The sequence below is a fragment of the Ruegeria sp. BB9 genome (assembly GCF_056539345.1).
In genome coordinates this window covers 66266-91313 of the sequence record NZ_JBQFUU010000006.1, presented here as the reverse complement: position 1 = coordinate 91313, position 25048 = coordinate 66266, and the positions used below count along the sequence as shown (strand labels likewise).

Sequence of the window (25048 nt, the reverse complement as noted above, 5' to 3'; positions counted from 1 at the left end):
CCCCGGTGCAAAAAGCACCCGAACGGGTCAAAAACCCCTTGCCAGCATGACCGAACTTGCGTAAACGGCGCATCTGATCGCGCGACCGGCCGATGTGGCATGCCGAGTCGCGTTTCGGACCGAACCCTGAAAGGAGACGGAAATGCCCAAGATGAAGACCAAATCGAGCGCCAAGAAGCGCTTCAAGGTGACTGCGACCGGCAAGGTCATGGCTGGCCAGGCCGGCAAACGGCACGGCATGATCAAGCGGACCAAGAAGTTCATCCGCGACGCCCGTGGCACCACCACCCTGTCCGCCCCCGACGCCAAGATCGTCAAGGGCTACATGCCCTACGACCGCTAAGAGGAGATACCGATATGTCCCGCGTTAAAGGTGGAACCGTAACTCACGCCCGTCACAAGAAGGTCATCAAGGCCGCCAAAGGTTACTATGGCCGCCGCAAGAACACCTTCAAGGTTGCCCGTCAGGCCGTCGACAAGGCCAACCAGTACGCAACCCGCGACCGCAAGAACCGCAAGCGCAACTTCCGTGCTCTGTGGATCCAGCGCATCAACGCCGCTGTTCGTTCGCATGACGAAGCTCTGACCTATTCCCGCTTCATCAACGGCCTGAACCTGGCCGGCATCGAAGTGGACCGCAAAGTCCTGGCCGACCTGGCCGTGCACGAGCCGGAAGCGTTCGGCGCGATCGTCGCCAAGGCACAGGCCGCTCTGGCTGCCTGATCCTCTTTCGAGAGACAGTGAAAGAAAGGCCGTCCCGTTCGGGGCGGCTTTTTTCTTTGGATCGACCAGATTGGATTTCGCGTAAACCAAGTATGGGATTCCGTTATGGTCACTACACGCATTTGATGTAATCATCTGTTAAGTTTCACTGATGAATTGAATGCGGAATACTGAAATGCCTATTTGCCAAAGACTTACCCAAGCCCTTCTTGTCTTGACTGCAGTGGTGATCTGCCACCCGACAGTGGCACGATCACCGAACCTGACCTCCCTGACGTATTGGTTGAAACCTTTGATGGCGACGACACGACGCTCATACTGGGTGGGCAGATCGACTTTCAATCGGCCAAGCCGCCCTGGGTCGTCTATATGGCCGATGGAAAATTCGTCATGGAGAACAGACAGGATGCGCGCAGCCTTCAGTTCAACGACGTGGCGTGGGTGAAGTTTCCCGGCTCGGATTCGTTGGAGAGCACGCAGGACATGGTAATCTCTGCCGTGGTGGACGGAGAGTTCAGCGGCAAAAGCGGTGTGGGCATTCTGGTTGGCAGCGGAAAGTCCGGGAAATACGTGGCGTTCACTGTGGACGACAAAGGGCGCTATCACGTACTGCAAAAGGACGGCCGCCAATTGAGGCTGGTACACGCAGACAGACATGACGCGATACGCGTCGGCGCCCCGAACAAGCTGACCTTCCAGGTCCGAGGAGCGCATGTGGTTTTCTATGCCAACGGAACCAAGGTCGTTCAAACGCTGTTTTCAAAGCGAACGTCCTCGAACCCCGGCCAGGGCGCTCGGGCAGGGATAGGCCTGGCAGCCTTTGGAACTGGTCGTTTCGAATTTGATGAAGTTGAGATCAAAAGAGCCAACTGACGCCCAAAAACGCAGGTCGCGCGAACTGGAACCGTTGGGTGGTGTCCTCGCGAGGGTACTTGCCCCTCTGGCCTCCTGATCCTCATTCGCTAAACAGTGAGAGAAAGGACGCCCGACTAGGGGCGGCTTTTTTGGTGCCTGAGTGCCGGCTTTTTGCGCAGGCAGACATCCGGGCCAAAAACCGCTAGGCTTGCACGTGCTGAATTGACCAACATTGGTTTTGCGAGTGCCATGCTTGAATTTGATGCAGCAACAACGCGCCTACTCGATAGCGTGTATCAAGGTGCCGATGTCACCCGACGGCGGCGAGGGTCTTTTGACGCGTTGCGACCAGCCCCGGGTGATACCATCGCGGACGTTGGGTGCGGAAATGGTCTTTTAACAGCAGAGCTTGCTCGGGCGGTTGGTCCGACCGGGCGTGTTTTGGGCATCGACCCAAGTGAGGCGATGCGGAGTTCCGCCAAAAACCGCTGCCATGAATATGACTGGGTCCAGATCATGGAGGGTGAGGCAGGCCAACTTCCGGCCAAGGACGCGTCACTCGACAAGGCGGTGTCGGTTCAGGTTTACGAGTACTTGAACGACATTGCCGCCGCGGTGGAGGAGGCCCATCGCTGTCTCAGGACGGGTGGTCTGCTTGTCGTGGGCGACATCCATTTCGACAGTCTGGTTTGGAGCAGTGATGATCCGGCAAGAATGGATCGGATGATAAAAGCCTGGGACAAGCACTTTGTCGGGAGAGACGTGCCCGCTCTACTGCCGCCGATTTTGAGAGACCAGGGTTTCACAGTGGAAAGCGTCGCGCCAATCACGATTTGCGATAACGAACTCCGGCCAGATGGGCTGGCCAATATGATGATCACCCTGATGAAAAGGTTCGCCGAGTCCAACAAGCTCGTTCCGGATCAGGAAGCCAGGGAATGGGCGGATGAGCAGAGATCGTTGGCCGCGAAGGGCCGGTTTTTCTTTTCTCTAACCCATTTTGTCATCAGCGGGCGCAAATCCTAATATTTGGGTCTGGATGCGCTGATTGACTCAAACAAAGTCTATTGCCTGAGCGAATAGGGCTCAAAAAAGAAACCGGCGCGAAGAACGCCGGTTTCACTTGGTCTTTTATCCCGCGCTGGGTTTACCCGAACACACGCCCCAGTGCGCCATCAACCGCATCGGTGATTTGGTCGATGTCGTCCGCCGTGGCGATCAAAGCGGGCGAGAAGCACAGCGTGTTGTTGCGCCCGGGGACTGAACGGTTGGTCACGCCGATGATTACCCCTTGCGCCATGCAATCGGCCACGACCGCTTGGGCCAGCTTTTCGTCCACCGGTTCTTTGGACGCGCGATCCGCGACTAGTTCGGCACCCAGGAACAGGCCCTTGCCGCGCACGTCGCCGATGACCTTGTGCTTGTCCATCAGTGCCTGCAGGTTGCCCATCATGCGATCACCCATCGCGGCGCAATTGCCCAGCAGGTTCTCGTCTTCGATGATGCGCATGTTCTCGATCGCCGCCGCGGGCCCAGCGGTGCAGCCGCCAAAGGTCGAGATGTCGCGGAAATAGTTCATCGGGTCCGCGGCATCGTCTTTGAACATGTCAAAGACTTCCTCGGTGGTCACCATGCAGGCAATCGCGGCATAGCCCGAGGCCACGCCTTTGGCCATGGTCACGAAATCGGGTTTCACGCCGTATTGCTGGTACCCGAACCAGGTACCGGTGCGACCCACGCCGCAGACGACCTCGTCGATATGCAGGAGGATGTCGTATTTCTTGCAGATCTCCTGCACGCGCTGCCAATAGCCCTCGGGCGCTTCGATCACGCCGCCGCCGGCGGTCACCGGCTCAAGGCACAGCGCGCCTACGGTGTCGGGGCCTTCGCGCAGGATCACGGCTTCGATCTGATCGGCGGCCCATTCGCCAAAGCTCTCTTCGGGTGCGCCGTCCAATTCGTGCTTGCGGTATTCCATGCAGTGCGGAACGCGCACGAAATCCGGCGCAAAGGGGCCGTATTGCGCGTTGCGCTCATCCTGACCGCCCGCCGACATCGCCGCCAGAGTCGAGCCATGATAGTCGCGGTCGCGATACAGGATCTTGGTCTTCTTGCCGCCGTATTTCTTGTGGGCGATCTGGCGGACCATCTTGAAAGCCTTCTCGTTCGCCTCGCTTCCCGAGTTGGTGTAGTAGACCCGGCTCATGCCCGGCATCTTCTCGATCAGCTTTTCGGCAAACAGCGCCCCGGGGATCGAGCCCGCCGAGTTCGCAAAGTAGCACAGCTTCATCAACTGGTCGTAGACGGCCTTGCAGATGGATTCGCGGCCATAGCCCACATTCACCGTCCATACGCCGCCCGAGACGGCATCCAGGTGTTCCTTGCCCTTTTGATCCCAGACGCGCATGCCCTTGCCTTCGACGATGATGCGCGGATCGTTCGTCTCAAACGGCTTGTGCTGGATCAGATGGTGCCAGATATGGGCGCGGTCGGCCTCGACCACGCGGGAAAGATCGTTTTCGTTGAACGTGCCGTCCATGACATGTCCTTTCAGTAAGACGCGACGCGCGGGAATCACGATGCCCGGCGGGCGCGGATGAACCAGATACCGCAGATCAGCCCGAAAGCCCGGTACGCAGTAGGGCCAGATTACCCGATCACGTAGCTCCAGTATATTCGCCTCGCGTATTTTTACGGGTTTGTTTTGCGGCAACCTTTGTGCTCAATACGAAAAATCCGACGACTTGGGGAGGAGAGGCGGATGGCGACCCACAGCATTTTTCAGCGCGATCTGGACAAAGGCCCGGCAAATTTTACGGCCCTGTCCCCGCTCAGCTATATCGAGAGGACCGCGGCCGTTTACCCTGACTATCCCGCCGTGGTCTATGGTGACCGGCGCCATAGCTGGGCGCAGACCTATGCGCGCTGCCGCCAGTTGGCCAGTGCGCTGGCCGCGCGTGGGGTGGGCGCGGGCGACACGGTATCGATCATCGCCGCCAACATCCCCGAAATGTACGAGGCGCATTTCGGTGTGCCCATGGCAGGCGCGGTGTTGAACACGATCAACACAAGGCTCGATGCCCCGATCATCGCCTTCATCCTCAACCACGCCGAATCCAAGGTGCTGCTGGTCGATCCCGAATTCTCGGGCGTGGTGAAACAGGCGCTGGAGCAGGTGGATCACGACATTCTGGTGATCGACATCGAGGACCCGAGTTTCGACGGCGGCGAGAAACTGGGCGCGTTGACCTATGACGCGCTGCTGGCCGAGGGCGACCCGGAATTCGACTGGTCTCTGCCCGCCGATGAATGGGACGCGATCACGCTGAACTATACCTCGGGCACCACGGGCAACCCCAAGGGTGTCGTCTATCACCACCGTGGCGCGGCGCTGAATGCCACGTCGAACATCCTGACATGGGGCATGCCGCAGCATTCGGTCTATCTGTGGACGCTGCCGATGTTCCACTGCAACGGCTGGTGTTTCCCCTGGACCATGGCCGCGAACGCGGGCACGTCCGTCTGCCTGCGTGCGGTGCGGGACGAGCCGATCTACCGCGCCTTCCGCGACGAGCGCGTGACCCATTTCTGCGGCGCGCCCATCGTTCTGAACATGCTGGCCAACGCGCCCGATCACCTCAAGGATTTCGACCACGAGATCAAGGTGATGACCGCAGGTGCCCCGCCGCCTGCCGCGGTGATCGCGGCGATGGAGGGGATGGGCATCGAAGTCACTCATGTCTATGGCCTGACCGAGACCTACGGGCCGTCGGTCGTGTGCGCCTGGAAGGACGAATGGAACGACAAGCCCGCCGAGGAGCGCGCCGCGCTCAAGGTGCGGCAGGGGGTGAAATACGTTGCCCTGTCGGGGCTGATGGTGGCTGATCCCGAAACGCTCGAGCCGGTGCCGGCCGATGGCGAGACCATGGGCGAGATCTTTATGCAGGGCAACATCGTGATGAAAGGGTATCTGAAGAACCCCGAGGCCACGCAGAAAGCGTTCCGCGGCGGCTGGTTTGCCTCGGGCGATCTGGGGGTGATGCATCCCGACGGCTATATCGCGCTGAAGGACCGGTCAAAGGACATCATCATTTCGGGGGGCGAGAACATCTCGTCGGTCGAGGTCGAGGATGTCCTCTACAAGCACCCCGCCGTGATGGAGGCCGCCGTGGTCGCCAAACCGGACGAGAAATGGGGCGAGACGCCTTGCGCCTTTGTCGAGCTGAAGCCGGGCGCCGAAGCGACCGAGGCCGATTTGATCGCGTTCTGCCGCGATCAGATGGCCCATTTCAAGGCACCCAAGACGGTGGTGTTCGGGCCGCTGCCCAAGACATCGACGGGCAAGATCCAGAAATTCAAGCTCAGGGAACAGGCGCGGGCGCTGGGCTAGGCGCCCTGCCGGTCAAAGATCGACAGGTCCAGATCCAGCATCTCGCCCATCCAGATCGCCCGGTCGCGGTGGTCGGGCAGGTGCTGGCCGGTTTCGGGGTGGGTGAACACGGTCAGCCCCTGCCGGTTCAGCATCAGCCACGGTATCACCTTGTCGAAGGCATCGGCGGCAAAGCTCAGCTGGCAGCTCCAGCGGGGGTGAGGGCCGACATTGCGGCTGTGCATGTGGCCCATCTGGACAGGGAGCAGGCGTGCAGCCTCCCCGCAGACACGGCGGGCGGTGTCCTGCGTTTCGGCGTCGAAATAGACATGGGCGTGATAGCCGGTGATCTGTGGCATCGGGGGCCTCGTGCGGTGGTTTCCGGCACAAGGCTAGGCCCGATCGGCGCCGGTGCACAGACGCATCGGCAAACAGACCCTGTGCGCGGCTCAGCCCGGCGCGTGGGCGTCCGGGTGGGCCGCTGCAAAGGCGGGGTGGTCGGCACAGGCCGCCTCGACCGCCAGAATGCGCGGTATGTCCGACAGATCGACCTGCCAGCGCCGGGCGTTGTACATCTGCGGGATCAGGCACAGATCGGCCAGCCCGGGCGTTGATCCCGTGCAATAGGGGGCTTGTTCGAACCCTTCCAGCATCGCCTCGAAGGCCAACAGACCGGGGCGGATGAAATGGCGCATCCAGTCGCCGGGCATGTCGCCCCGTCTGCCGCTCAGCTGCGTGGCGCGGCGGGCGACCTTCAGGTTGCAGACCGGGTGCAGATCGACCGCGATGGCATGGGCCAGCGCCTGCGCCCTGGCCCGCGCAACCGGCTCGTCCGGCAGTAGGTTCAGGCCCCGCGTCCGGTCGAGATAGTCCAGAATGGCCAGCGACTGGGTCAGTTGCACGCCGTCGATCTCGAGCACCGGCACAAAGCCCTGCGGGTTGCGTGCCAGATGCGCGGTCGCGGTCTGCTCGCCCTTGACCAGATCGACGGTCTGCGCGCGATAGGCGATCCCGGCCAGGTTCAGCGCGATGCGCACCCGGTAGCTGGCCGAGGACCGCCAGTAGTCATACAGGACGACGTCGCTCATCGGGCTTTGGCCGCGTCGATCGCCTGTTTCAGGATGGCCCGGTCGCCGATATGGTTGGCCAGCACCAGCACCAGCCGCGCATTCAGCGCATCGCTTTCGGCCTTGTCCAGACCGTCGTGCGCGGCCAGCAGATCGGCATAGAAATCATCCGCGCCGTCGATATTCGGGGTGAGGATCAGTTCATCCATTGTGCCTACTCCTTGCCGATGGCCCGGCGGATCGCATGCCGGAACGCGTTGTCTTCATAGCTGTCGCGCCGCGCCGCCACATGCTGGTCGGGCCGGATCAGATAGACCGCACCTTCCGCGTCGCCCAGATACCGCCGCTTTAGCGCCAGCGTCCGGTCGTCCTTGACCGACAGCGCCAGCCGCTCGACCGTCACGCCCTCTTCCTCGATCCTGTCTGGGGCGTCGGCGTCGATGGTCAGCAGGGTGAACTTGCCCGCCAGCTTGGGCAACAGGAACGCATCCCCCAGCGGCGCATCGGGGCAGGGCGATCCGGGGCGCGTTTCGGCCGGACCATTCAGCGCATCGGCCGAATTCAGCAGCGAGCCGTCATAGGTGCAGGGCACGCTCAACCGCCCGGAATTCACCAGCGGGCGGGCGAACTCATAATGTTCGCTCAGGTCCAGCACCGCGTCGCGCAGGATGCGTGACATTTCCGATTTCGGCGTGATGAAATCAGTCGAGCGGGTGGAGTTCAGGATGTTTTCGTCCGCGCCGTGGATGCGCTCGACATCATAGCTGTCCAGCAGGCTGTCGGGGGCGGTGCCGTCAAGGACCATCTTCATTTTCCAGCACAGGTTGTCGGTGTCCTGCAGGCCCGAATTGGCCCCGCGCGCGCCGAAGGGGCTGACCTGATGCGCGCTGTCGCCGGCAAACAGGACGCGGCCGTGGCGGAACTTCTCCATCCGGCGGCACTGGAAGGTATAGATGCTGACCCATTCCAGCTCGAACTGGACATCCTCGCCCAGCATCGCCTTGAGGCGCGGGATCACGTTTTCGGGGCGCTTTTCCCGTTCCTTGTCGATGTCCCAGCCCAGTTGCAGGTCGATGCGCCAGACATTGTCGGGCTGTTTGTGCAACAGCGCCGACTGGCCACGGTTGAAGGGCGGGTCGAACCAGAACCAGCGCTCGGTCGGGAAATCGGCCTCCATGATCACGTCGGCGATCAGGAAGTTGTCCTCGAACACGCGGCCCACGAAATCCAGTCCCAGCATCCGGCGGGTGGGCGAGTTGGCCCCGTCGCAGGCGATCAGCCAGTCGGCCTCGACGGTGTACGACCCCTCGGGCGTTTCCACCTCGAGCTTGACGTGGTCGTCATGGGTGCCGATCGCCTCGACCTTGTTGCGGCCACGGATCTCGAGCGGTGCGCCCTGGGCCTGCAACTCGCGGACCCGTTCGACCATGAACTGCTCAAAGTAGTATTGCTGAAGGTTGATGAAGGCCGGATGGGCGTAGCCCTCATCGGGCTGCAGGTTGAATTCATAGACCTTTCGGTCGTCGAAAAACACCTTGCCGGTGTTCCACAGCACGCCCTTGTCCACCATCGGCCGAGCACACCCCAGTCGGTCGGAGATTTCCAGCGTGCGCTGGGCGAAACAGATGGCGCGGCTGCCGAAACTGACCTTGTCGTTGTCGTCCAGCACCACCACCTCGACGTCCTGCTGGGCCAGGTCGATGGCGGCGGCCAACCCGACCGGCCCAGCGCCTATCACGATCACCTGATGCCGCACCGGGGTGGGGGCATCCTGATCGGGGCTGCGGGCATAGGCATAGAGCGGCTGTTCAAAAATCTTGTTCATGGGCTCTCTCCCCAAGTTCTGTGCGCGTGGCGCACAATCCCTGCCCACCGGCGCGTGGCGCCGATGGCTCTCCTCCATGGTCGCATCGTTTTCAGGCCGGCAACACGATCTGGATCAAGTCGCCGGGCCATTTCTCAGCCTTGCAGGGCCTCCCACATCTCCAGATCGCGCTGGGCGGTCCAGATGCGCGGGGTGTCGATGCCGCGCGCTTCATCATAGGCACGGGCCACGTTGAAGGGCAGACAGTGTTCATAGATGGCGTAGTCCGAGAATTTCGGATCGCATTCCGCACGCACTGCGTCCCAGGCCTCTTTCAGACTGCCGCCGCGCGCCGCCACCTTGGCGGCCGGGCGATAGGTGCTTTCGACGAAATCGCGGGTGTTCTCGATGGCGGCGTTCACCATTTCCTTGCCGACAAGCGCATCGCCGCGCCCCGGGGCGATGGCGTCCACGTCGAACCACTGGATCTGATCCAGCGTATCGCCCCAGTCGCTGAAATGCCCGTCACCGCAATAGCAGGCCGAGTGATATTCGACGATGTCGCCGGTGAACATCACGTTCTGGTCGGGCACGTGGATGACGATGTCACCGGCGGTATGCGCCCGCCCCAGATGCATCAGGTCGACCCGGCGGTTGCCCAGATAGACCGTCATCGTGTCGTTGAAGGTGGTGGTGGGCCAGGTCAGGCCGGGGATGCTTTCGTGGCCTTCGAACAGGCGAGGGAAACGCTGGAACTCGCTGTCCCAGTCCTCTTGCCCGCGCGCGACGACCATGGCGCGGGCCATGTCCGACATGATGATCTGTTGCGCACCGAAGGCGCTGGCGCCCAGCACGCGGACCGCGTGGTAGTGGGTCAGCGCCACATGAGTGATCGGCTTGTCAGTTACGGACCGGATGCAGTCGATCACCTTTTGCGCCAGGCGCGGTGTGGCTTGCGCCTCGACCACCATCACGCTGTCATCGCCGATGATGACGCCCGAGTTGGGATCGCCCTCGGCGGTGAAGGCATACAGCCCTTCGCCCACCTCGGTGAACGAGATCTTCTTTTCGGTCATGTCCCCTTGGGACGCGAATGCCTTGGCCATTTGGCGCTCCTTATCGTGCGTATGGGTCTTCAAGGGCGGGCAGCACCGTGCCGGTGCAATCGCCGAAGCCGATCGTGTAGCCGTCGCCCAGGGCAGCGCCCTTCAGGGTCAGCGTGTCGCCGTCCTCGATGAAGCTGCGCGTTTCGCCGGTCTCCAGCGTGATGGGTTCCTTGCCGCCCCAGCTGAGTTCCAGAAGCGAGCCGCGGCTGTCCTTCGTCGGCCCCGAAATCGTGCCCGAGCCAAGCAGGTCGCCCACGTTCATCGGGCAACCCGAGGTGGTATGATGCGCCAGTTGCTGCGCCGAGGAATAATACATTTCCTTGTAATTGGTGCGGGCGATGGTGGATGCCGGTTTGCCCTCGGGCGCCATCGTCACCTCAAGCTCGATGTCATAGAGCATTGGGCCGCAGTCCTTGAGGTGGTCCAGCAGTTCGACCTCACGCGGGGGCGTGTCGCAGCGGAAAGGGTCCAGCGCGGCCTTGGTTACGATCCACGGCGAAATCGAGGTAGCGGTCGCCTTGGCCTGGAACGGGCCCAGCGGCTGGTATTCCCAGGCCTGGATGTCGCGCGCAGACCAGTCGTTCAGCAGGACATAGCCAAAGATATGATCGTCGGCCTCCTGCACGGTGATCGGGCCGTCGGACGGGGTGCCGACGATGGCGCCCATCTCCAGCTCGATGTCGAAACGGCGGCTGGGCAGGAAGGCGGGGCGGTCATGGTCGGGCGACTTCAACTGCCCCCACGGGCGGCGGATATCGGTGCCCGAGACTACCACAGACGAGGCCCGTCCGTTGTAGCCAATGGGGATGTGCAACCAGTTGGGTGGCAGCGCGTTTTCCAGGCCGCGGAACATGGTGCCGACGTTGGTGGCGTGGTGCTTGCCCGCATAGAAATCGGTGTACTCGCTGACGGCGAAAGGCATGTGAAAATGGGCCTCGGCCTGCGGAACCAGCAGCGGTTCGACCTTGTCCTGTTCTTTCGACCCTTTCGCCAGCAGGGCGGTCAGCCGCTCGCGCAGCGCGGCCCAGACGGCCGGACCCTGTTCCATCAGCGGGTTCCAGAAGGGCAGATCGAACAGCGGCTCGTCGCCCAAAGTGATCAGCCCCTCGGCCTCGGCGGCGGACACGTCGAGGATCATGTCCCCGATGGCCACGCCGCAGCGCGGCTCGGAACCTGCAGTCGAAAAGACGCCATAAGGCAGGTTGTTCAGCGGAAACGGGTGGTTCGCGTCATTGGCCGAGGCCACCCAGGATTTCATCAAAGGCATTGCGTTTCCTTGTGCGGTGCGGTGGCCGTGGGGCCACCGGTGTCATTTCTTGCCGGGCGTGCCGTCGAATTTCTTTTCCAGATCCGTCCAGCAATCGATGTAGTCATCCTGCAGCGGCGCCTCGTTCGCGGCAAAGGCGGTCAGGTGCTGCGGGAAGCGGGTCTCGAACATGAAGGACATGGTGTTGTCCAACTTGTCCGGACCCAGATTGGCGTTGGATGCCTTTTCAAAGGCTTCCTTGTCGGGGCCATGCGGGATCATCATGTTGTGCAGGCTCATGCCGCCCGGCACGAAGCCTTGCGGTTTGGCGTCATACTGGCCGTAGATATTGCCCATCAGCTCGGACATGATGTTCTTGTGGTACCACGGCGGGCGGAACGTGTCCTCCATCACCATCCAGCGTTCGCGGAATAGGACGAAATCGATATTCGCCGTGCCCGGCACGCCCGAAGGCGCGGTCAGCACGGTAAAGATCGACGGATCGGGGTGGTCGAACAGGATGGCCCCGACCGGGCAGTAGGTGCGCAGGTCGTATTTGTAGGGCGCGTAGTTGCCATGCCAGGCCACCACGTCCAGCGGGCTGTGGCCGATCTTGGTGGTGTGGAACTGGCCGCACCACTTGATCGTCACGGTCGAGGCCACCTCGCGATCTTCGAACGCCGCGACAGGCGCCTTGAAGTCACGCGGGTTGGCCATGCAGTTGGCGCCGATCGGGCCACGGCCCGGCAGCTCGAATTTCTGGCCGTAGTTTTCGCAGACGAAACCGCGGCAGGGGCCTTCCAGCACCTCGACACGGTAAACCAGGCCGCGCGGGATGATGGCGATCTCCTTGGGTTCCAGGTCGATGATGCCCAGCTCGGTCGCAAAGCGCAGCCGGCCTTCCTGCGGCACCACCAGCAGCTCGGAATCGGCCGAGAAGAAATAGTCGTCGACCATCGATTCAGTGACCAGATAGATGTGGCTGGCCATGCCGACTTGGGTGTTCACGTCCCCGGCGGTGGTCATGGTGCGCATGCCGGTCAGCCAGGTCAGCGGCTGGTCGGAATGGGGCACCGCGTCCCAGCGGTACTGGCCCAGGCTGATCACGTCTGGATCGACATTTGGGGCGCTTTTCCAATAGGGCAGGTCGATCTTTTCATAGCGGTGGGAATGCTTGACCGACGGCCGGATGCGATAGCACCAGGTGCGCTCGGGCGGGTTGGCGGTGAAGGCGGTGCCGCTGAGCTGTTCGCCGTAAAGGCCATAGTTGCATTTCTGCGGGCTGTTCATGCCCTGCGGCAGCGCGCCGGGCAGCGCCTCGGTCTCGAAGTCATTTCCAAAGCCGGGCATATAGCCTGCGTGGGTGCCAACGGGCGTGCTGGCTTGGGTCAGAGCGTGCGGGTCAGTCGGACGATTCATCGGGGTTCCTCCGTTTGCTGCTTGTCGAATAATAGTTGATTTTGTAACTAACAACCATGACACAGCCAGATTCCGCCGAAAAAGATGACTTCGACCTGCGAAATTTCCTGCCCTTCCTGCTCAACCAGGCAGCCGAGGAAAGCTCGTTGGATTTTCAAAAGGTCTACAAGAACCGCTATGGGATGCTGCGCACCGAATGGCGCGTGTTGTTCCACCTGGGCAATTACGGAGAGATGACCGCCAAGCAGATCGGGGAACGTGCCAAGATGCACAAGACCAAGATCAGCCGCGCGGTGCACAAGTTGGAACAGCGCCGATACCTGCGGCGCACCCGCGACGAAAACGACCGCCGGATGGAGCGGCTGACCCTGACCCCCGCCGGTCTGACGGTGTACCGCGAATTGCGCGACATCGCCCGCGACTATGACGCCCGGCTGGCGGGCATGTTCACCACAGGCGAGGCGGCCCTGTTGCGGATGATGCTGCGGCGGCTGGCCGGGATGGACTGACCTCTGGTAATCTGGCCCCGCAACCCCCAAGTGGGGTGCAGACCAGACGGAGCCACAAGATGCCATCCACCGACCCCAAAGCCTACGCCGAAAACCTGATCGGATGGTTGCTGGACCGGGGGCTGGAGGGGGCCGAACAGTCGGAAATACTGGAAGGCTATTGCCTGCGGCTTGTGGATGCGGGCGTTCCCCTGATGCGGTTTCACGCCGCCCAGAGCGCCTATCACCCCACTTATGGCGGTACCGGCTTCAACTGGTACCGTGACGAAGGGGGCAGCGTCGAGAATTACGAACACACCGAGGTACCGCCCGCACAATGGGTGAACAGCCCGCTTTACGAGATGCTGCAGACCGGCGCGAAGGAACTGCGCGAGAGGTTGAAGGACCAGAACGAACCCAGCCGGTTTCCGTTTCTCAACGAACTGCACCAGAGGGGCGCCACCGACTATTTCGCATCCGGGCTGGTTTTGCAGAAGGTCGAACCCGAGCGCCGGATCGCGCTGGACCAGATGCCCGAGGGGGTTCTGATGTCTTGGGCGACGGATCACGCCGAGGGGTTCGACGAAACGCATCTGGATCTTATCCGATATGCCCTGCCGCATCTGGGCCTCGCCTTGAAATCGGCCGCGAACCGGAAGATGGCGCAGGATCTGTTGCGTGTCTATCTGGGCGGGGATGCTGGCCACCGTGTACTGTCGGGTGAAATCCGGCGCGGGTCGCTACAGCAGATCGACGCTGTGATCTGGAATTTCGACCTCGAGGGCTTTACCGGCCTGGCCGAACGCCTTCCGGGGTCGGACATCATCGCGATGCTGAACGACTATCTGGCCGTGGCGGTCGAGGTCGTTCAGGGTTGTGGCGGCAATATCCTGAAATTCATGGGCGACGGCTTGATGGCCATGTTCGACGTGGGCGAGATCGACGAGGACGCCCGCGCCGCGCTGGCCGCTGTGACTGTTCTGCAAGAGCGCATTGCAGTGCTCAACGCGGAACGGGCTGCCGCCGGCTTGCCGGTTGCCAATTTCACCCTTGCTCTGCATTCGGGCGAAATCCTTTACGGCAATATCGGTGCTGAAAGCCGGCTGGATTTCACTGTGATCGGACCGGCGGTGAACCAGGCTGCGCGTATTGCAGGCATGCACCGATCGCTGGATCGACGTATCTTGATCTCGGATGACGTGGCCCGCGCCGCTCAGCCCTGCGAACAGGAACTGATCTCGGTCGGGCGCTACATGCTGCGCGGCGTACCCGAACCCAAAGAGCTGTTCACGATCTTCGCGCCGACGGCTTAGAAGTCGATCTCGACCCCGGGCAGGTTCAGTTCACGCATCATGTCGCGCAGCTCCTGCCGCGCGGCGATGTTCGAAATGTTGAGCTGTTTCACCCCGATATCCTTGAGGTCCAGCAGAGTCAGCCCGCGCGGAAACAGTTCGCGAAAGATCACACGCTCGGAAAAGCCCGAGGCAACGCGGAAGCCGATGCGCTGCGACAGCATTTCGATGGCGCGCTGCATCTTTTCCTTGTTGACCATGCGTTGGGTGCCCACGCGGTTGCGCACCACGACCCAGTCGATCGGTTTCAGCCCGGCCTGCGCCCGCAATTGCCGCGCGTTCCAGACCATCTCGGAATAGACCGAGGGGCCGAGAATCTTTTCGCCCTTCGAGTCGATCCGGGCCAGCAGGTCGAAATCGATGAAACTGTCGTTCAGCGGCGTGATCAGCGTGTCGGCCAGCGAATGGGCCACCTGGCTCAGCCTTGTGTGGGAGCCGGGGCAGTCGATCAGGATGAAATCGCTGTCGCTCTCCAACTCGGCCACGGCGGCGGACAGGCGGTGGTCATAGATGTTCTCTCCGGGTTTGAGCTTGCTTGCGTCGATCTCGGGCAGGTCATGGTGGCGCGGGCTGGGCAGTTCCAGCTTTTCCGTGGACAGGAAATTGCGGCGGTTCTCGAAGTAGCGGCCCAGGCTGCGCTGCCGCAGGTCCAGATCCAGGGTGCTGACCTTGTTTCCCAAACGCGCAAGCGCGGTTGCAACATGCATGGAAACCGTCGACTTGCCTGCGCCGCCCTTTTCGTTCCCCACAACGATGATATGTGCCATACCTGTATTCCCAAGTCGCGCCGTGTTTGCCTACACGTTGTTTGAACCCACTATATGTTGTGTGATCCGCGAAGAAAAGCGGTCCTGTAGGGTCTGCGGGACAATATCAGTGTCTAAATTGGATTTTTTCGCGATACCCGCCGCTTGACGCTTGGATGTTGCCAAACGGGGCGTCCGTCGCCACAGTCTGCAAACTGACTTGGACGCAAGGACCCGGTTTGGAGCACGTATTCCTGAACGTATTGAACATCGTTCTGCCGGTGCTGATCTGTGCCGGTGTGGGGTACGGGCTGGCGGTCGCGCGCGCACCGTTCGACAACAAGGTGATCGGCGGGATTGTCTCGAAGGTGGGATATCCGACACTGATCATCTCCCATCTGTCCGCCACCAAGATCCAGATTGCCACGTTTCTGGACATGATGGCTGCTGCTGCCCTCGCCATTGCGGCGTTCGGCGTGCTCGGATTTCTGGCGTTGCGGCTGTTGCGTTGGCCGGTGCGGGCGTTTCTGACCCCGCTGATGCATGGCAATGTGGGCAATATCGGATTGCCGATCACTTTGCTGGCACTGGGCGATGCGGGCATGGCCTATACGATGGCTTTTGTCGTCGTGGTATTGGTGAGTATTTTCACGGTCGGCATGTGGATCCCGGCCGGAGAGTTCTCGGCGCGCAAGCTTGCAACATCTCCGATCATCTATGCGGTTATCATCGCGCTGACGCTGATGGCTACGGGGTCTACCCTGCCGCAACCGATCGCCAAATCCTTTGACATTCTGGGCGGGCTGTCGATCCCGCTGATGTTGCTGACACTGGGTCACACGCTGGCCACGCTTCGGACGGGCAGCCTTGGCCGGGCGGTCGTTCTGACAGGTCTGCATCTCGTTCTGGCCGTCGGGATCGCCACCACGCTTGTCTGGCTGTTCGGCTTTACCGGGGTCGAACGCGGAGCGCTGATCCTCTGCTGCCTGATGCCGTCCTCGGTTGCGACATACCTGTTCATCGACCAGCATGTTCCGGAATATGGCCCGGAAGTGGCCGGATACATCATGGTCTCAACCCTGACGACGATCCTGGTGCTGCCACTCGCCTTGGCCTACTGGATCTGACTTTGCCCAACCAGGAACCGAAATCATGATATTGCACTGCGTGTTCTTCACTTTCCGATCAGATGCACCGCAGGACGCGCGCCGTGCCGTTCTGACCGGCTTGGCCGAGCTATGCGCCGACCTGGAGGGGGTCTTGACCTTTGAAAGCGGCCCCAATCTCGATTTTGAAGGAAAGTCGCAGGACTATCGCGATGGGTTCGTGATCCGCTTTGCGGATCGAACCGCCGCGCAGGCTTATGCCGAACACCCGAAACACCGCCGGTTGGGCGGTCAGCTGTGTGATCTGTGTCAGAATGGTGCTGACGGGATCATCGTCTTTGATCTCGACGTGCCGGACGCGCAATAGAAGCGGCCAACGAAAAAGGCCGCCCCCATGGGGACGGCCTTGGAAATTCCGAAAAGGCGTGGGTTCAGAAACCCAGGCCTTCGTATTTCTTCTTGAACTTCGACACGCGACCGCCGGCGTCCATCAGACGCGACGAGCCACCGGTCCACGCGGGGTGCGAGGAGGGGTCGATTTCCAGGGCCAGCTGATCGCCTTCGGCGCCCCAGGTCGATTTCATCTGGATCACGGTGCCGTCGGTCAGTTTGACGTCGATCATGTGGTAGTCGGGATGGATGTCTTTTTTCATCTTTCCGCTCCTTACGCCTCGGCGCCAGCCTTGGGCTTGTAGTTGGTGACTTCTGCGATACGAGCGGATTTACCGCGACGGGTACGCAGATAGTACAGTTTGGCGCGACGGACGCGGCCACGACGGACAACGGTGATGCTGTCGATGTTGGTCGAATACAGCGGGAACACACGCTCCACGCCTTCGCCAAACGAGATCTTGCGAACGGTGAACGATCCGGCGATGCCGTCGCCGTTTTTGCGCGCGATGCAGACGCCTTCGTAGTTCTGCACACGGGTGCGCGAGCCTTCGGTCACCTTGTAGCCGACACGGATGGTGTCACCGGCTTTGAAGTCGGGGATGTCTTTCCCCAGGGCGGCAATCTGTTCCGCCTCAAGCTGTGCGATCAGGTCCATCGCAGTTACTCCTATCTGCTCGTGGTTGGTCCACGAAGTTGGGCACGATCTGAGAGCTCTTGGTCTTCTCCGGGTCCCGCGATCTGCAGCCCGCCAGAGGTCAGGTCGAATGTTCCTTTTGGTCCGGGTTATTCCACAGCTTCCCTGATCCGAAGAAGGGCAGGTGCGTTCCTGCGATCAACCCAAAACACCGGAGTCGCCCGAAAGGCGGCACCAGATTGCGCCCGTTTAGGGAAGTCGGACGTGTATTTCAAGCCCAAATCGCCGGTTTTCCGGCCAAATCGCGGTGGATTTGGTGGGAATCCGCCGTCACCTGTACCGCGACGTTGCCTTGTGCCGGGGATCGGGCATTCTGGGTCATAATTTGAGGGCAGGTTTAGAGGCAGAGCAACAGGATGAGCAAAGCGATTTTATGCGTGGTTCTAGCGCTGGCACTGATGTCTTGCGGGCGTCGTGCGCCGGCGCCCCAAATCGTAGACCAACCGATGGTCGCGGGCCTTTCCGGACCTTCGGTTTTGTACCCAGCCTTTGCGGATGCCGACCCGCATGACTGGGAGCGGCGGCGGCCCGAGCACTATCCCGTGCATGGGCTCGACGTCTCGCGCTGGCAGGGACCGATCGACTGGCGCCAGGCCAAGGCCTCGGGGGTCAGTTTCGTGTTCATTAAGGCGACCGAAGGGGGCGACGTGGCCGATCCGATGTTCCAGGATCATAGTCAGGGCGCCCGGGCGGCTGGGGTTCCGTGGGGTGCATATCACTATTACTACTTCTGCCGCCCCGCGGCCGAGCAGGCCCGCTGGTTCATTCGCAACGTTCCCCGAGGGGCCGACCTGCCGCATGTGCTGGACATGGAATGGACCCCCCATTCCAAAACCTGCACCCTGCGCCCCGATGGCAAAACGGTGCGGTCCGAGGCGGAAAGGTTCCTCGACATATTGGAGCGACATTACGGCCGCCGGCCGATCGTCTACACCACGGTCGATTTCTACGAGGACACAGGTATCGGACGGCTACCAAAGACCGAGTTCTGGCTGCGCTCGGTCGCGGGGCATCCGCGCAATGTCTACCCTAAGGCAGTCTGGCGGTTCTGGCAGTATACGGGTACCGGTTTGGTTCCCGGCGTGCAGGGGCGGGTGGACATCAACGCCTTCAATGGCTCGCCTGATATCTGGGCGCGATGGAAGGCGGGCGCACCCTAGTCGTCGGCTTCCCCGCGCGCCTTCAGGTAGGCATCCCACAGGTCCGGGCGGCGCGCGCGGGTAATCTCTTCCGCCATCTGGTGACGCCATTCGGCGATGCGACCATGATGTCCGGACATCAGGATCGGTGGGATCTCGCGCCCGTTCCACTCGGCTGGCCGAGTGTATTGTGGATGTTCCAGCAAGCCGGACGAAAAGCTCTCTTCCTCGGTCGAGGCCTGGTTTCCCAGAACCCCGGGCAGCAGTCGCACGGTGGCGTCGATCAGCGCCTGCGCGGCAATTTCGCCTCCGGTCATGACGAAATCGCCCAGCGAGACTTCCTGGATGCCGTAGTGCTCCAAAACCCGTTCATCAACGCCTTCAAAGCGGCCACACAACAGGGTTATGCCATCGCAACGGGCCAAGTTCTGCATCATGCGCTGATCCATCCGGCGCCCGCGCGGGCTGAGGTAGATCAGCGGCCAGTTGCCCTGTACCCCATCCATCGTGTGATCGATCGCGGCCCCCAGTACATCCGGCCGCAACACCATGCCGGCACCGCCGCCTGCGGGCGTGTCGTCGACATTGCGATGCTTGCCGACCCCGAACTGCCGCAGATCTACCGTTTCCAGTTGCCATAGCCCGTCTTGCAGCGCCTTGCCGGTCAGGCTTTCGCCCAAGACGCCGGGAAAGGCAGATGGGAACAGCGTGATCACCTTGGCCTTCCACACGCCATGCAGGTCCGGCGTGGGCGTCAGCAGCTCACGCGGTTTCAGCGTGGGGCGAATAGCCTTGCGGCCATGTGACTTTGCAGGTTTGTTCGTCATGTGTTCGTGGTCAGGCTGTTTTGGGCGCGTTCGACGATGCGCGCTTTCTGTCTGACCAGCGCCGCCTCGTCCAGCCCCGATCGGTTCAACTCGAGCATTTCGGATAGCGCTTCTCGCGGCAATGCCGGGTTTGACCGAGTGGGCTTGACCAGCAGGGCGGCTTTCTCGGGCGGCAGATCCAGGAACTCGGCAAAAGGTGTTCCGGGGCCAAAGCTGCGCTCACGTAGGTCTTCCAGCCATTCGGTCTGCACTCGAACCGAGGGCAGCCGATCACGAACGGCGTCCGCAGTCTGCTGCAGCGAAGGGAGCTCTTCGAGCCTCTCGCGGAACGTGTCAAAATCCTGCACAAGCCGCGTGCGCTGAAGATCATGGGCCCAGAGGCTGCGGATCCAACTACCGCGCTGGCGCAACGAGAGATAGACGGTGATGTCCAGTTCCGACCCGACAAGCCGGTTGCGCAGCGTATCGACCACGCAGGCGGCCAGATCAGGGGCTTCGGCGTATCCCACAACCAAATTGCGGCTGGGGCGAAGCCCCGAGAAGTTCTCCTCGCTCAGGATCAGGCCGCGCTTTTCCCCGAAATCCAGCGTCGCCAGAAGTTCGCGCCAGCGATTGCCGAATTCGGACAGCGTACCGAATGTCCCATACAGCGAATGGCGCGTGGCGGCTTCGGATAACCCGGATTTGCGGGTGACATATGGCAGAACCAATGCGTGGCGCGGCCAGATCAACGCTCGGTTCTCGAACAGAAAGGATTGCGCGGCGGTCGTGCCGGTTTTGTGAAGGCCCAGATGCAGCAGGATGCGCCGCGTCACAGCAGGCCCTCGGGAGGGTCGGCGACGATACGCCCGGCCTCAAGGTCAACTGTGGGTACGGCGGCCTTGGTGAATGGCAGGAATACAGTCGATTTCAGCCCCGGCCCGTGCAGTTCGAGCAGGTCGTCGGCGCCGTGGTTTTGCACCGATTTGACCCGCCCCAACAGGGTTCCGCCGGTGTCATAAACCTCAAGCCCCAAAAGGTCGGCGTGATAGAATTCGTCATCCGGAAGCGATGGCAACTGCTCGCGCCGGGCATAAAGGCGCAGCCCCTTAAGGGCGTCCGCCTGTTCCTTGGTTTCGACTCCGCCCAGACGCGCGGCAAACCCGTTCTTGATTGCGCGGGTGATGATCAGTGGATAGCGCTGGGCGCCACTCTCGTCAGTCAGGGGGGAGTAGGTCTCGATATCCTCGGGTACCGCACAATAGCTTTTCAGGCGGACCTCGCCGCGTACGCCGAAGGACCCGGCGATGCTGCCGACACAGATCAGATCAGTCATTGGGCATTTCCGTTGTCACGCATATTCCACTTTCCCAGACACCGATTTCGCCGCAGGCTTCGCGTTGATTGTTGCGTTCAAAGAACACGCCCACAATAAAGGCGATCAGCAGCAGGATGGGAAGGCGTATCAATCCAAACATGCCACCCTACCGCGTTTCCACCGGCAGGCTGCCGCGGCGGCACTCCCAGCCATGGGTTTCCAGTTCGGGCGTGTCCGAGCAGTCCTCGGGCCAGCCCACGCAGAAATAACCGATCAGCCGCCAGCCTTCGGGCACTGACAGGTCGCGGGCTAGCCGGTCGGGATCGAGGATCGAGACCCAACCCAGCCCCAGGCCATGCGCGCGCAGCGCCAGCCAGAACAAAGTGACGGCCGAGACCACCGAATAACGGCGCATCTCGGGCATGGTGCCTGCGCCCAGCCCCTGGCCCTTGTCGGTGGCGTCATCGCAGAACACCGCTAGCTGCACCGGCGCCTCCTGCATGCCCGACAGTTTCAGCTGGCTGTACAGCTGCGCCCGGTCACCGGAATAACCCGCCAGCGCGGCGTCATTGGCCGCCTTGAAATTCTCCAGCGCCGCGGTCCGGGCCGCGGGGCTTTCGACGCGGATCACGCGCCACGGTTCGCTCAGCCCCACCGAAGGGGCCAGCTGAAACGCGTCGAGGCAGCGCGTCAGCACTGCCTCGTCCACCGCGTCTGTGCGGAACCGGCGTACATCGCGCCGGAGCCGCATCAACAGATCGAACTGCGTGCGGAAATCTTCGGTGAAAGCCTGATCCTGCACGCGCCCGCCTGTTTACTCTTCTGCAGCAGCAGCTTCTTCTTCGGCCGGAGCGGCAGCAGCCTCTGCGGCTTCAGCAGCCTTGGCGGCTTTCTCTTCGGCGCGCTCCTGGGCTTTCTTGCCCGGGGTGCCCTTCTGAGGGTTGTTGCGCTCGGCTTTTTCCTTGGCGCCGGCGGCTTCCAGCATGCGGGCGATCCGGTCGGTCGGCTGCGCGCCCTGGTCCAGCCAGTACTGGATGCGCTCCATGTTCATCTTCACGCGCTCTTCGCTGTCTTTCGGCAGCAGCGGGTTGTAGGTGCCCAGCTTCTCGATGAAGCGGCCGTCACGCGGCATGCGGCTGTCCGCTGCGACGATGCGGTAGAAGGGGCGCTTTTTCGAGCCGCCACGGGCCAGACGAATTTTCATTGCCATTGTGGTATCTCCTTTGGATGGCGTTGGCCGGAAAGCTCCGGCTATTTCTGGTGTTTCTTGTGGTGTCGGATGACTTCCTGAATGATGAAATTCAGGAAAGCCTTGGCAAAATCGGGGTCCAGATCCGCCTCTTTCGCCAGGTCTTCAAGCCGTGCGATCTGCGCGGCCTCGCGCGAGGGATCGGACGGGGGAAGTTCGTGTTCGGCCTTGAGCTTGCCAACGGCCTGCGTGTGCTTGAACCGCTCGGCCAGCGTATAGACCAGGATCGCGTCCAACCGGTCGATGCTTTCGCGGTGGTCTTTCAGCAAGGCCGCGGCCCGCGTCACGGGATTGTTCATTGGCCGGTCCTTTCGGTGGTCAGATCGGTCGTTGACGTGTCGAGTTTCGGGTGCCGCCAGATCTGCGCGGACTTGCCCAGCACTTCGCCCTCGCGCTCGTAGGTCGCACCGAGGCGCTCCGCCAGAGCGCGCGAGCGGTCATTGGCGTGGGCGATATAGCTGATGACGCCGTTCAGCCCCTGATGGCGCGCCGCGTGGTCGCGGGCGGCCTGCGCGGCCTCGAAGCCCAGGCCCTTGCCCTCGGCCTGTTCCATCAGGGTCCAGCCCAGTTCGGGTTCGTCCCAGCCCGGCACATAGATCATGCCGGTCCAGCCCACGAAAGAACCGCTGGACTTTTCGGTCAGGTGCCACAGGCCATAGCCACGCAGCGCCCAGTGGCCAAGCCGGTTCGCCAGTCCGTTCCAGCAGCCCGCCGCATCCCTTGGCCCGCCCACCATGTGGCTGCGCTCGGTCGCGTAGAAGGCTGTCATCGCCGGCAGATCGTCCAGATGCGGCGCCCGCAGGATCAGGCGCTCGGTCTCAAGGGTCGGGATGGCGAAGGTCGTCATGCGTAGGCCTCCATCCCGCCATCTTCGTCGCCGGGCAGGTGGCGATAGACCAGAACCGGCTCGTCGAACCCGGCCTCGGCCTGTAGGTCGCGCTGGGCGCCCAGGCGCTCGGCCACGCGGACCGAGGCCGCGTTGTCGAGGTCTACATAGCTGACCAGTGACGGCAGGGCCTGCGGACCCAGCGCAAAGTCGCGGGCGGCTTCGGCCGCCTCGGTTGCAAAGCCACGCCCCTCGGCGGCTTCGGTCAGCAGATAGCCCAGCTCGTGTTCGCGGTCGCCGAATTCCATGCCGACCGACACGAACCCCAGAACCTGACCGCCCGAGCGGTCCTCGATGGCCCACATTCCCGCGCCGCGCAGCAGCCAGCCCGCGACGTATTGCGAGAAATCTAGCCAAGCCGCCTGCCGGTCAAACGGGCCGTCCATGTGTTTGGCGCGGTCCGACATCAGGATGTCGGCATAGGTGTCGAAATCCCCGATCCGCGGCGCGCGCAGCACCAGCCGCGCAGTCTCCAGCCGCGGCAAGTCCGCAGCCAGCCGCGCCGACAGAGCGGCAGCGGGGCCGGTGGCCGGAGCCTCCCAAGGATATGCGACGGGCGCGGTCACTTACTTCTTCTTTCCGAACCCGCTCAGGCCGGGGGGCAGGGCCATGCCGCCGCCCATGCCGGGCATGCCGCCGGGCATCTTGCCGCCCATCGCCTTGGCTGCGGCTTCCAGCGCCTTGGGGTCCATGCCCGCAGCCATGTCCTCGGGGCTGGGCCCGCCTTTGCCGAACATGCCTTTCATGGCCTGTTTCAGCATCTTGCCTTTGCCCATCTTGCCCATCTTCTTCATCATGTCCGACATCTGCCGGTGCATCTTGAGCAGCTTGTTGATGTCGCTGACTTCCATGCCCGAACCGGCCGCGATGCGTTTCTTGCGGCTGGCCTGCAGCAGCGCGGGGTTGGCGCGTTCCTTCTTGGTCATCGACTGGATCATGGCGATCTGCTGGCGCAGGATCCGGTCGTCCAGTCCGGCCTGATCCATCTGCTTGGCCATCTTGCCCATGCCCGGCATCATGCCCATCATGCCCTGCATGCCGCCCATCTGGATCATCTGCTCCAGCTGCATCTTCAGGTCGTTCATGTTGAACTGACCCTTCATCATGCGCTTCATCATGCGCTCGGTCTGCTCGAGCTCCATGGTCTCCTGGGCCTTTTCGACCAGGGCCACGATGTCGCCCATACCCAGGATTCGGCCCGCGATGCGGTCGGGCTCGAAGGTTTCCAGCGCATCCATCTTCTCGCCCAGACCCACGAAGCGGATGGGCTTGCCGGTGACCGCGCGCATCGACAGTGCCGCGCCGCCGCGCCCGTCGCCGTCCATCCGAGTCAGGACCACGCCCGAGATGCCGACCTTGGCGTCGAACTCCTCGGCCACCTCGACGGCGACCTGACCGGTCAGGCCGTCGACCACCAGCAGGGTCTCGCGCGGGTCGACCACGTTGCGGACCTGCTCGACTTCGTCCATCAGCGCTTCGTCGATATGCAGACGGCCCGCGGTATCCAGCATGTAGACGTCATAGCCGCCCAGCGTGGCCTGCTGCTTGGCGCGCTTGGCGATGTCCACCGGTTTCTGGCCCGGCACGATCGGCAGGGTGTCCACCCCGATCTGGGTGCCCAGAACCGCCAACTGGTCCATTGCCGCCGGGCGGTAGACGTCCAGCGAGGCCATAAGGACCTTCTTGCCCTCTTTCTCTCTCAGACGTTTCGCCAGCTTGCCGGTGGTCGTCGTCTTGCCCGAGCCCTGCAGGCCGACCATCAGGATCGGCGCGGGCGGGTTGTCGATCTTGAGCTTGCCGGGGTCTTCCTCGCCGCGCAGGGTATCGACCAGCGCGTCGTGCACGATCTTGACGACCTGCTGGCCCGGCGTGATCGACTTGGTCACCGCCTGGCCGGTCGCCTGTTCCTGCACCTTCTTGACGAACGCACGCGCCACCGGCAGCGACACGTCAGCCTCAAGCAGCGCCACGCGAACTTCGCGCAGGGCGGTCTTGACGTCTTCCTCGGACAGGGCGCCCTGTTTGGTCAGCCGGTCAAAGACGCCAGAGAGGCGTTCGGATAGATTTTCAAACATGCCTTCGGCCTCCTTCGCCGGTTGTCGGTTGGCGCCCCATAGATAGGGGCAGACGGGTCAATGCACAAACGCCCCCACGGGCGAAACTCGCTGGTGGGGGGCGATCCCTGAACGACTCAAGGGACCGGAAGAACAGACGCTTCCGGATGTTGCGTTGGCGTTTAGGCCCATTGGCCACCCGAGTCAACCATCCGCGCTTGCCGGGTT

General features: G+C 62.2%; 31 protein-coding genes. 10 read left to right on the top strand and 21 right to left on the bottom strand.

The annotated features are described in order from the left end of the window. Positions 1-142: 142 nt before the first annotated feature. The 4 genes from rpmI (at position 143) to ACR0FC_RS18205 (ending at position 2604) form a co-directional block, all read left to right on the top strand. Positions 143-343 carry a 50S ribosomal protein L35 gene (gene rpmI, locus ACR0FC_RS18220; RefSeq protein ID WP_005981143.1) on the top strand — a complete coding sequence of 67 codons (201 nt, stop codon included), beginning with the start codon at positions 143-145 and terminating at the stop codon, positions 341-343. A 14-nt stretch (positions 344-357) separates the two neighbouring features. Further along, positions 358-723: a 50S ribosomal protein L20 gene (gene rplT, locus ACR0FC_RS18215; RefSeq protein WP_093965154.1), complete on the top strand. Its 366-nt coding sequence runs from the start codon at positions 358-360 to the stop codon at positions 721-723. A 279-nt stretch (positions 724-1002) separates the two neighbouring features. Next, positions 1003-1596 (top strand): hypothetical protein, encoded by a 594-nt coding sequence (locus ACR0FC_RS18210; RefSeq protein ID WP_170342766.1) that lies wholly within the window; start codon positions 1003-1005, stop codon positions 1594-1596. Between the two features lie 231 nt (positions 1597-1827). Next, positions 1828-2604: a methyltransferase domain-containing protein gene (locus ACR0FC_RS18205; RefSeq protein ID WP_170342764.1), complete on the top strand. Its 777-nt coding sequence runs from the start codon at positions 1828-1830 to the stop codon at positions 2602-2604. 121 nt (positions 2605-2725) lie between these two features. Here the strand turns inward: ACR0FC_RS18205 and ACR0FC_RS18200 are convergent, their stop codons facing one another. Continuing rightward, positions 2726-4117, bottom strand: a complete 1392-nt coding sequence (locus ACR0FC_RS18200) for an aminotransferase family protein (RefSeq protein ID WP_170342762.1) — start codon at positions 4115-4117, stop codon at positions 2726-2728. A gap of 222 nt (positions 4118-4339) precedes the next feature. On the opposite strand from ACR0FC_RS18200, the gene ACR0FC_RS18195 reads away from it, so the two are divergent. After that, positions 4340-5968: an acyl-CoA synthetase gene (locus ACR0FC_RS18195; RefSeq protein WP_170342761.1), complete on the top strand. Its 1629-nt coding sequence runs from the start codon at positions 4340-4342 to the stop codon at positions 5966-5968. On the opposite strand, the gene ACR0FC_RS18190 is transcribed toward ACR0FC_RS18195, so the two are convergent. The 7 genes from ACR0FC_RS18190 to hmgA all read right to left on the bottom strand — a co-directional run bounded on the left by ACR0FC_RS18190 (position 5965) and on the right by hmgA (position 12589). Beyond that, positions 5965-6306, bottom strand: coding sequence for a DOPA 4,5-dioxygenase family protein (locus ACR0FC_RS18190; RefSeq protein WP_170342759.1), 342 nt, complete (start codon positions 6304-6306; stop codon positions 5965-5967). The genes ACR0FC_RS18195 and ACR0FC_RS18190 overlap by 4 nt on opposite strands. Before the next feature lie 90 nt (positions 6307-6396). Further along, positions 6397-7035, bottom strand: coding sequence for a maleylacetoacetate isomerase (gene maiA / locus ACR0FC_RS18185; RefSeq protein WP_170342757.1), 639 nt, complete (start codon positions 7033-7035; stop codon positions 6397-6399). Then, positions 7032-7223 (bottom strand): DUF2783 domain-containing protein, encoded by a 192-nt coding sequence (locus ACR0FC_RS18180; protein WP_005981201.1) that lies wholly within the window; start codon positions 7221-7223, stop codon positions 7032-7034. The genes maiA and ACR0FC_RS18180 overlap by 4 nt, the downstream gene beginning before the upstream one ends. Positions 7224-7228: 5 nt before the next feature. Then, positions 7229-8839: an FAD-dependent oxidoreductase gene (locus ACR0FC_RS18175; RefSeq protein WP_170342756.1), complete on the bottom strand. Its 1611-nt coding sequence runs from the start codon at positions 8837-8839 to the stop codon at positions 7229-7231. Positions 8840-8973: 134 nt separating this feature from the next. Next, positions 8974-9924 (bottom strand): MBL fold metallo-hydrolase, encoded by a 951-nt coding sequence (locus ACR0FC_RS18170; protein ID WP_170342754.1) that lies wholly within the window; start codon positions 9922-9924, stop codon positions 8974-8976. Positions 9925-9934: 10 nt separating this feature from the next. Beyond that, positions 9935-11191, bottom strand: a complete 1257-nt coding sequence (gene fahA, locus ACR0FC_RS18165; RefSeq protein WP_170342753.1) for a fumarylacetoacetase — start codon at positions 11189-11191, stop codon at positions 9935-9937. Positions 11192-11233: 42 nt separating this feature from the next. Next, on the bottom strand, positions 11234-12589 hold the full coding sequence (hmgA, locus tag ACR0FC_RS18160; protein ID WP_170342752.1) for a homogentisate 1,2-dioxygenase: 1356 nt from the start codon (positions 12587-12589) through the stop codon (positions 11234-11236). Between the two features lie 56 nt (positions 12590-12645). Between hmgA and ACR0FC_RS18155 the strand changes: the two genes are divergently transcribed. Then, positions 12646-13098 (top strand): MarR family winged helix-turn-helix transcriptional regulator, encoded by a 453-nt coding sequence (locus ACR0FC_RS18155; RefSeq protein WP_093965172.1) that lies wholly within the window; start codon positions 12646-12648, stop codon positions 13096-13098. 59 nt (positions 13099-13157) lie between these two features. Further along, positions 13158-14390: an adenylate/guanylate cyclase domain-containing protein gene (locus ACR0FC_RS18150; RefSeq protein WP_170342750.1), complete on the top strand. Its 1233-nt coding sequence runs from the start codon at positions 13158-13160 to the stop codon at positions 14388-14390. Here ACR0FC_RS18150 and ACR0FC_RS18145 read toward each other — a convergent pair. Then, positions 14387-15196, bottom strand: a complete 810-nt coding sequence (locus tag ACR0FC_RS18145; RefSeq protein WP_093965175.1) for a division plane positioning ATPase MipZ — start codon at positions 15194-15196, stop codon at positions 14387-14389. The two genes, ACR0FC_RS18150 and ACR0FC_RS18145, sit on opposite strands and share 4 nt — an antisense overlap. 218 nt (positions 15197-15414) lie before the next feature. Between ACR0FC_RS18145 and ACR0FC_RS18140 the strand changes: the two genes are divergently transcribed. Together ACR0FC_RS18140 and ACR0FC_RS18135 are read left to right on the top strand one after the other, a co-directional pair. After that, the gene (locus ACR0FC_RS18140) at positions 15415-16302 is read left to right on the top strand and encodes an AEC family transporter (RefSeq protein WP_170342749.1); all 888 of its coding nucleotides are present in this window, start codon (positions 15415-15417) and stop codon (positions 16300-16302) included. Positions 16303-16327: 25 nt separating this feature from the next. Continuing rightward, positions 16328-16648 carry a Dabb family protein gene (locus ACR0FC_RS18135; RefSeq protein WP_170342747.1) on the top strand — a complete coding sequence of 107 codons (321 nt, stop codon included), beginning with the start codon at positions 16328-16330 and terminating at the stop codon, positions 16646-16648. A gap of 64 nt (positions 16649-16712) precedes the next feature. Here ACR0FC_RS18135 and rpmE read toward each other — a convergent pair whose 3' ends face one another. Together rpmE and rplS are read right to left on the bottom strand one after the other, a co-directional pair. Next, complete coding sequence (rpmE, locus tag ACR0FC_RS18130; protein ID WP_093965180.1) at positions 16713-16934, bottom strand: 50S ribosomal protein L31; 222 nt, start codon at positions 16932-16934, stop codon at positions 16713-16715. A gap of 11 nt (positions 16935-16945) precedes the next feature. Continuing rightward, complete coding sequence (gene rplS, locus ACR0FC_RS18125) at positions 16946-17329, bottom strand: 50S ribosomal protein L19 (protein WP_093965183.1); 384 nt, start codon at positions 17327-17329, stop codon at positions 16946-16948. Positions 17330-17724: 395 nt separating this feature from the next. On the opposite strand from rplS, the gene ACR0FC_RS18120 reads away from it, so the two are divergent. After that, positions 17725-18528, top strand: a complete 804-nt coding sequence (locus ACR0FC_RS18120; RefSeq protein ID WP_170342745.1) for a glycoside hydrolase family 25 protein — start codon at positions 17725-17727, stop codon at positions 18526-18528. Here ACR0FC_RS18120 and trmD read toward each other — a convergent pair. From trmD to ffh, 10 genes are read right to left on the bottom strand one after another with little or no spacing between them, the layout of a single operon-like run. Beyond that, positions 18525-19334, bottom strand: coding sequence for a tRNA (guanosine(37)-N1)-methyltransferase TrmD (gene trmD / locus ACR0FC_RS18115; RefSeq protein WP_170342744.1), 810 nt, complete (start codon positions 19332-19334; stop codon positions 18525-18527). The genes ACR0FC_RS18120 and trmD overlap by 4 nt on opposite strands. Further along, positions 19331-20149 (bottom strand): hypothetical protein, encoded by an 819-nt coding sequence (locus ACR0FC_RS18110; protein WP_170342742.1) that lies wholly within the window; start codon positions 20147-20149, stop codon positions 19331-19333. Before ACR0FC_RS18110 ends, trmD begins: the two co-directional genes overlap by 4 nt. Next, positions 20146-20649 carry a ribosome maturation factor RimM gene (gene rimM, locus ACR0FC_RS18105; protein ID WP_093965189.1) on the bottom strand — a complete coding sequence of 168 codons (504 nt, stop codon included), beginning with the start codon at positions 20647-20649 and terminating at the stop codon, positions 20146-20148. The genes ACR0FC_RS18110 and rimM overlap by 4 nt, the downstream gene beginning before the upstream one ends. Further along, positions 20642-20791, bottom strand: coding sequence for a hypothetical protein (locus ACR0FC_RS18100; RefSeq protein WP_170342739.1), 150 nt, complete (start codon positions 20789-20791; stop codon positions 20642-20644). The genes rimM and ACR0FC_RS18100 overlap by 8 nt, the downstream gene beginning before the upstream one ends. A 6-nt stretch (positions 20792-20797) precedes the next feature. Next, entirely contained in the window at positions 20798-21433 is a 636-nt protein-coding gene (gene bluB, locus ACR0FC_RS18095) for a 5,6-dimethylbenzimidazole synthase (RefSeq protein ID WP_170342737.1), read from the bottom strand. A gap of 12 nt (positions 21434-21445) precedes the next feature. Further along, entirely contained in the window at positions 21446-21841 is a 396-nt protein-coding gene (gene rpsP / locus ACR0FC_RS18090) for a 30S ribosomal protein S16 (protein ID WP_093965193.1), read from the bottom strand. A gap of 41 nt (positions 21842-21882) precedes the next feature. Beyond that, the gene (locus tag ACR0FC_RS18085) at positions 21883-22179 is read right to left on the bottom strand and encodes a chorismate mutase (RefSeq protein ID WP_170342735.1); all 297 of its coding nucleotides are present in this window, start codon (positions 22177-22179) and stop codon (positions 21883-21885) included. Beyond that, on the bottom strand, positions 22176-22727 hold the full coding sequence (locus ACR0FC_RS18080; protein ID WP_170342733.1) for a GNAT family N-acetyltransferase: 552 nt from the start codon (positions 22725-22727) through the stop codon (positions 22176-22178). Before ACR0FC_RS18080 ends, ACR0FC_RS18085 begins: the two co-directional genes overlap by 4 nt. After that, complete coding sequence (locus ACR0FC_RS18075) at positions 22724-23332, bottom strand: GNAT family N-acetyltransferase (RefSeq protein ID WP_170342732.1); 609 nt, start codon at positions 23330-23332, stop codon at positions 22724-22726. The genes ACR0FC_RS18080 and ACR0FC_RS18075 overlap by 4 nt, the downstream gene beginning before the upstream one ends. Beyond that, the gene (ffh, locus tag ACR0FC_RS18070; protein WP_170342730.1) at positions 23333-24841 is read right to left on the bottom strand and encodes a signal recognition particle protein; all 1509 of its coding nucleotides are present in this window, start codon (positions 24839-24841) and stop codon (positions 23333-23335) included. Positions 24842-25048 lie beyond the last annotated feature (207 nt).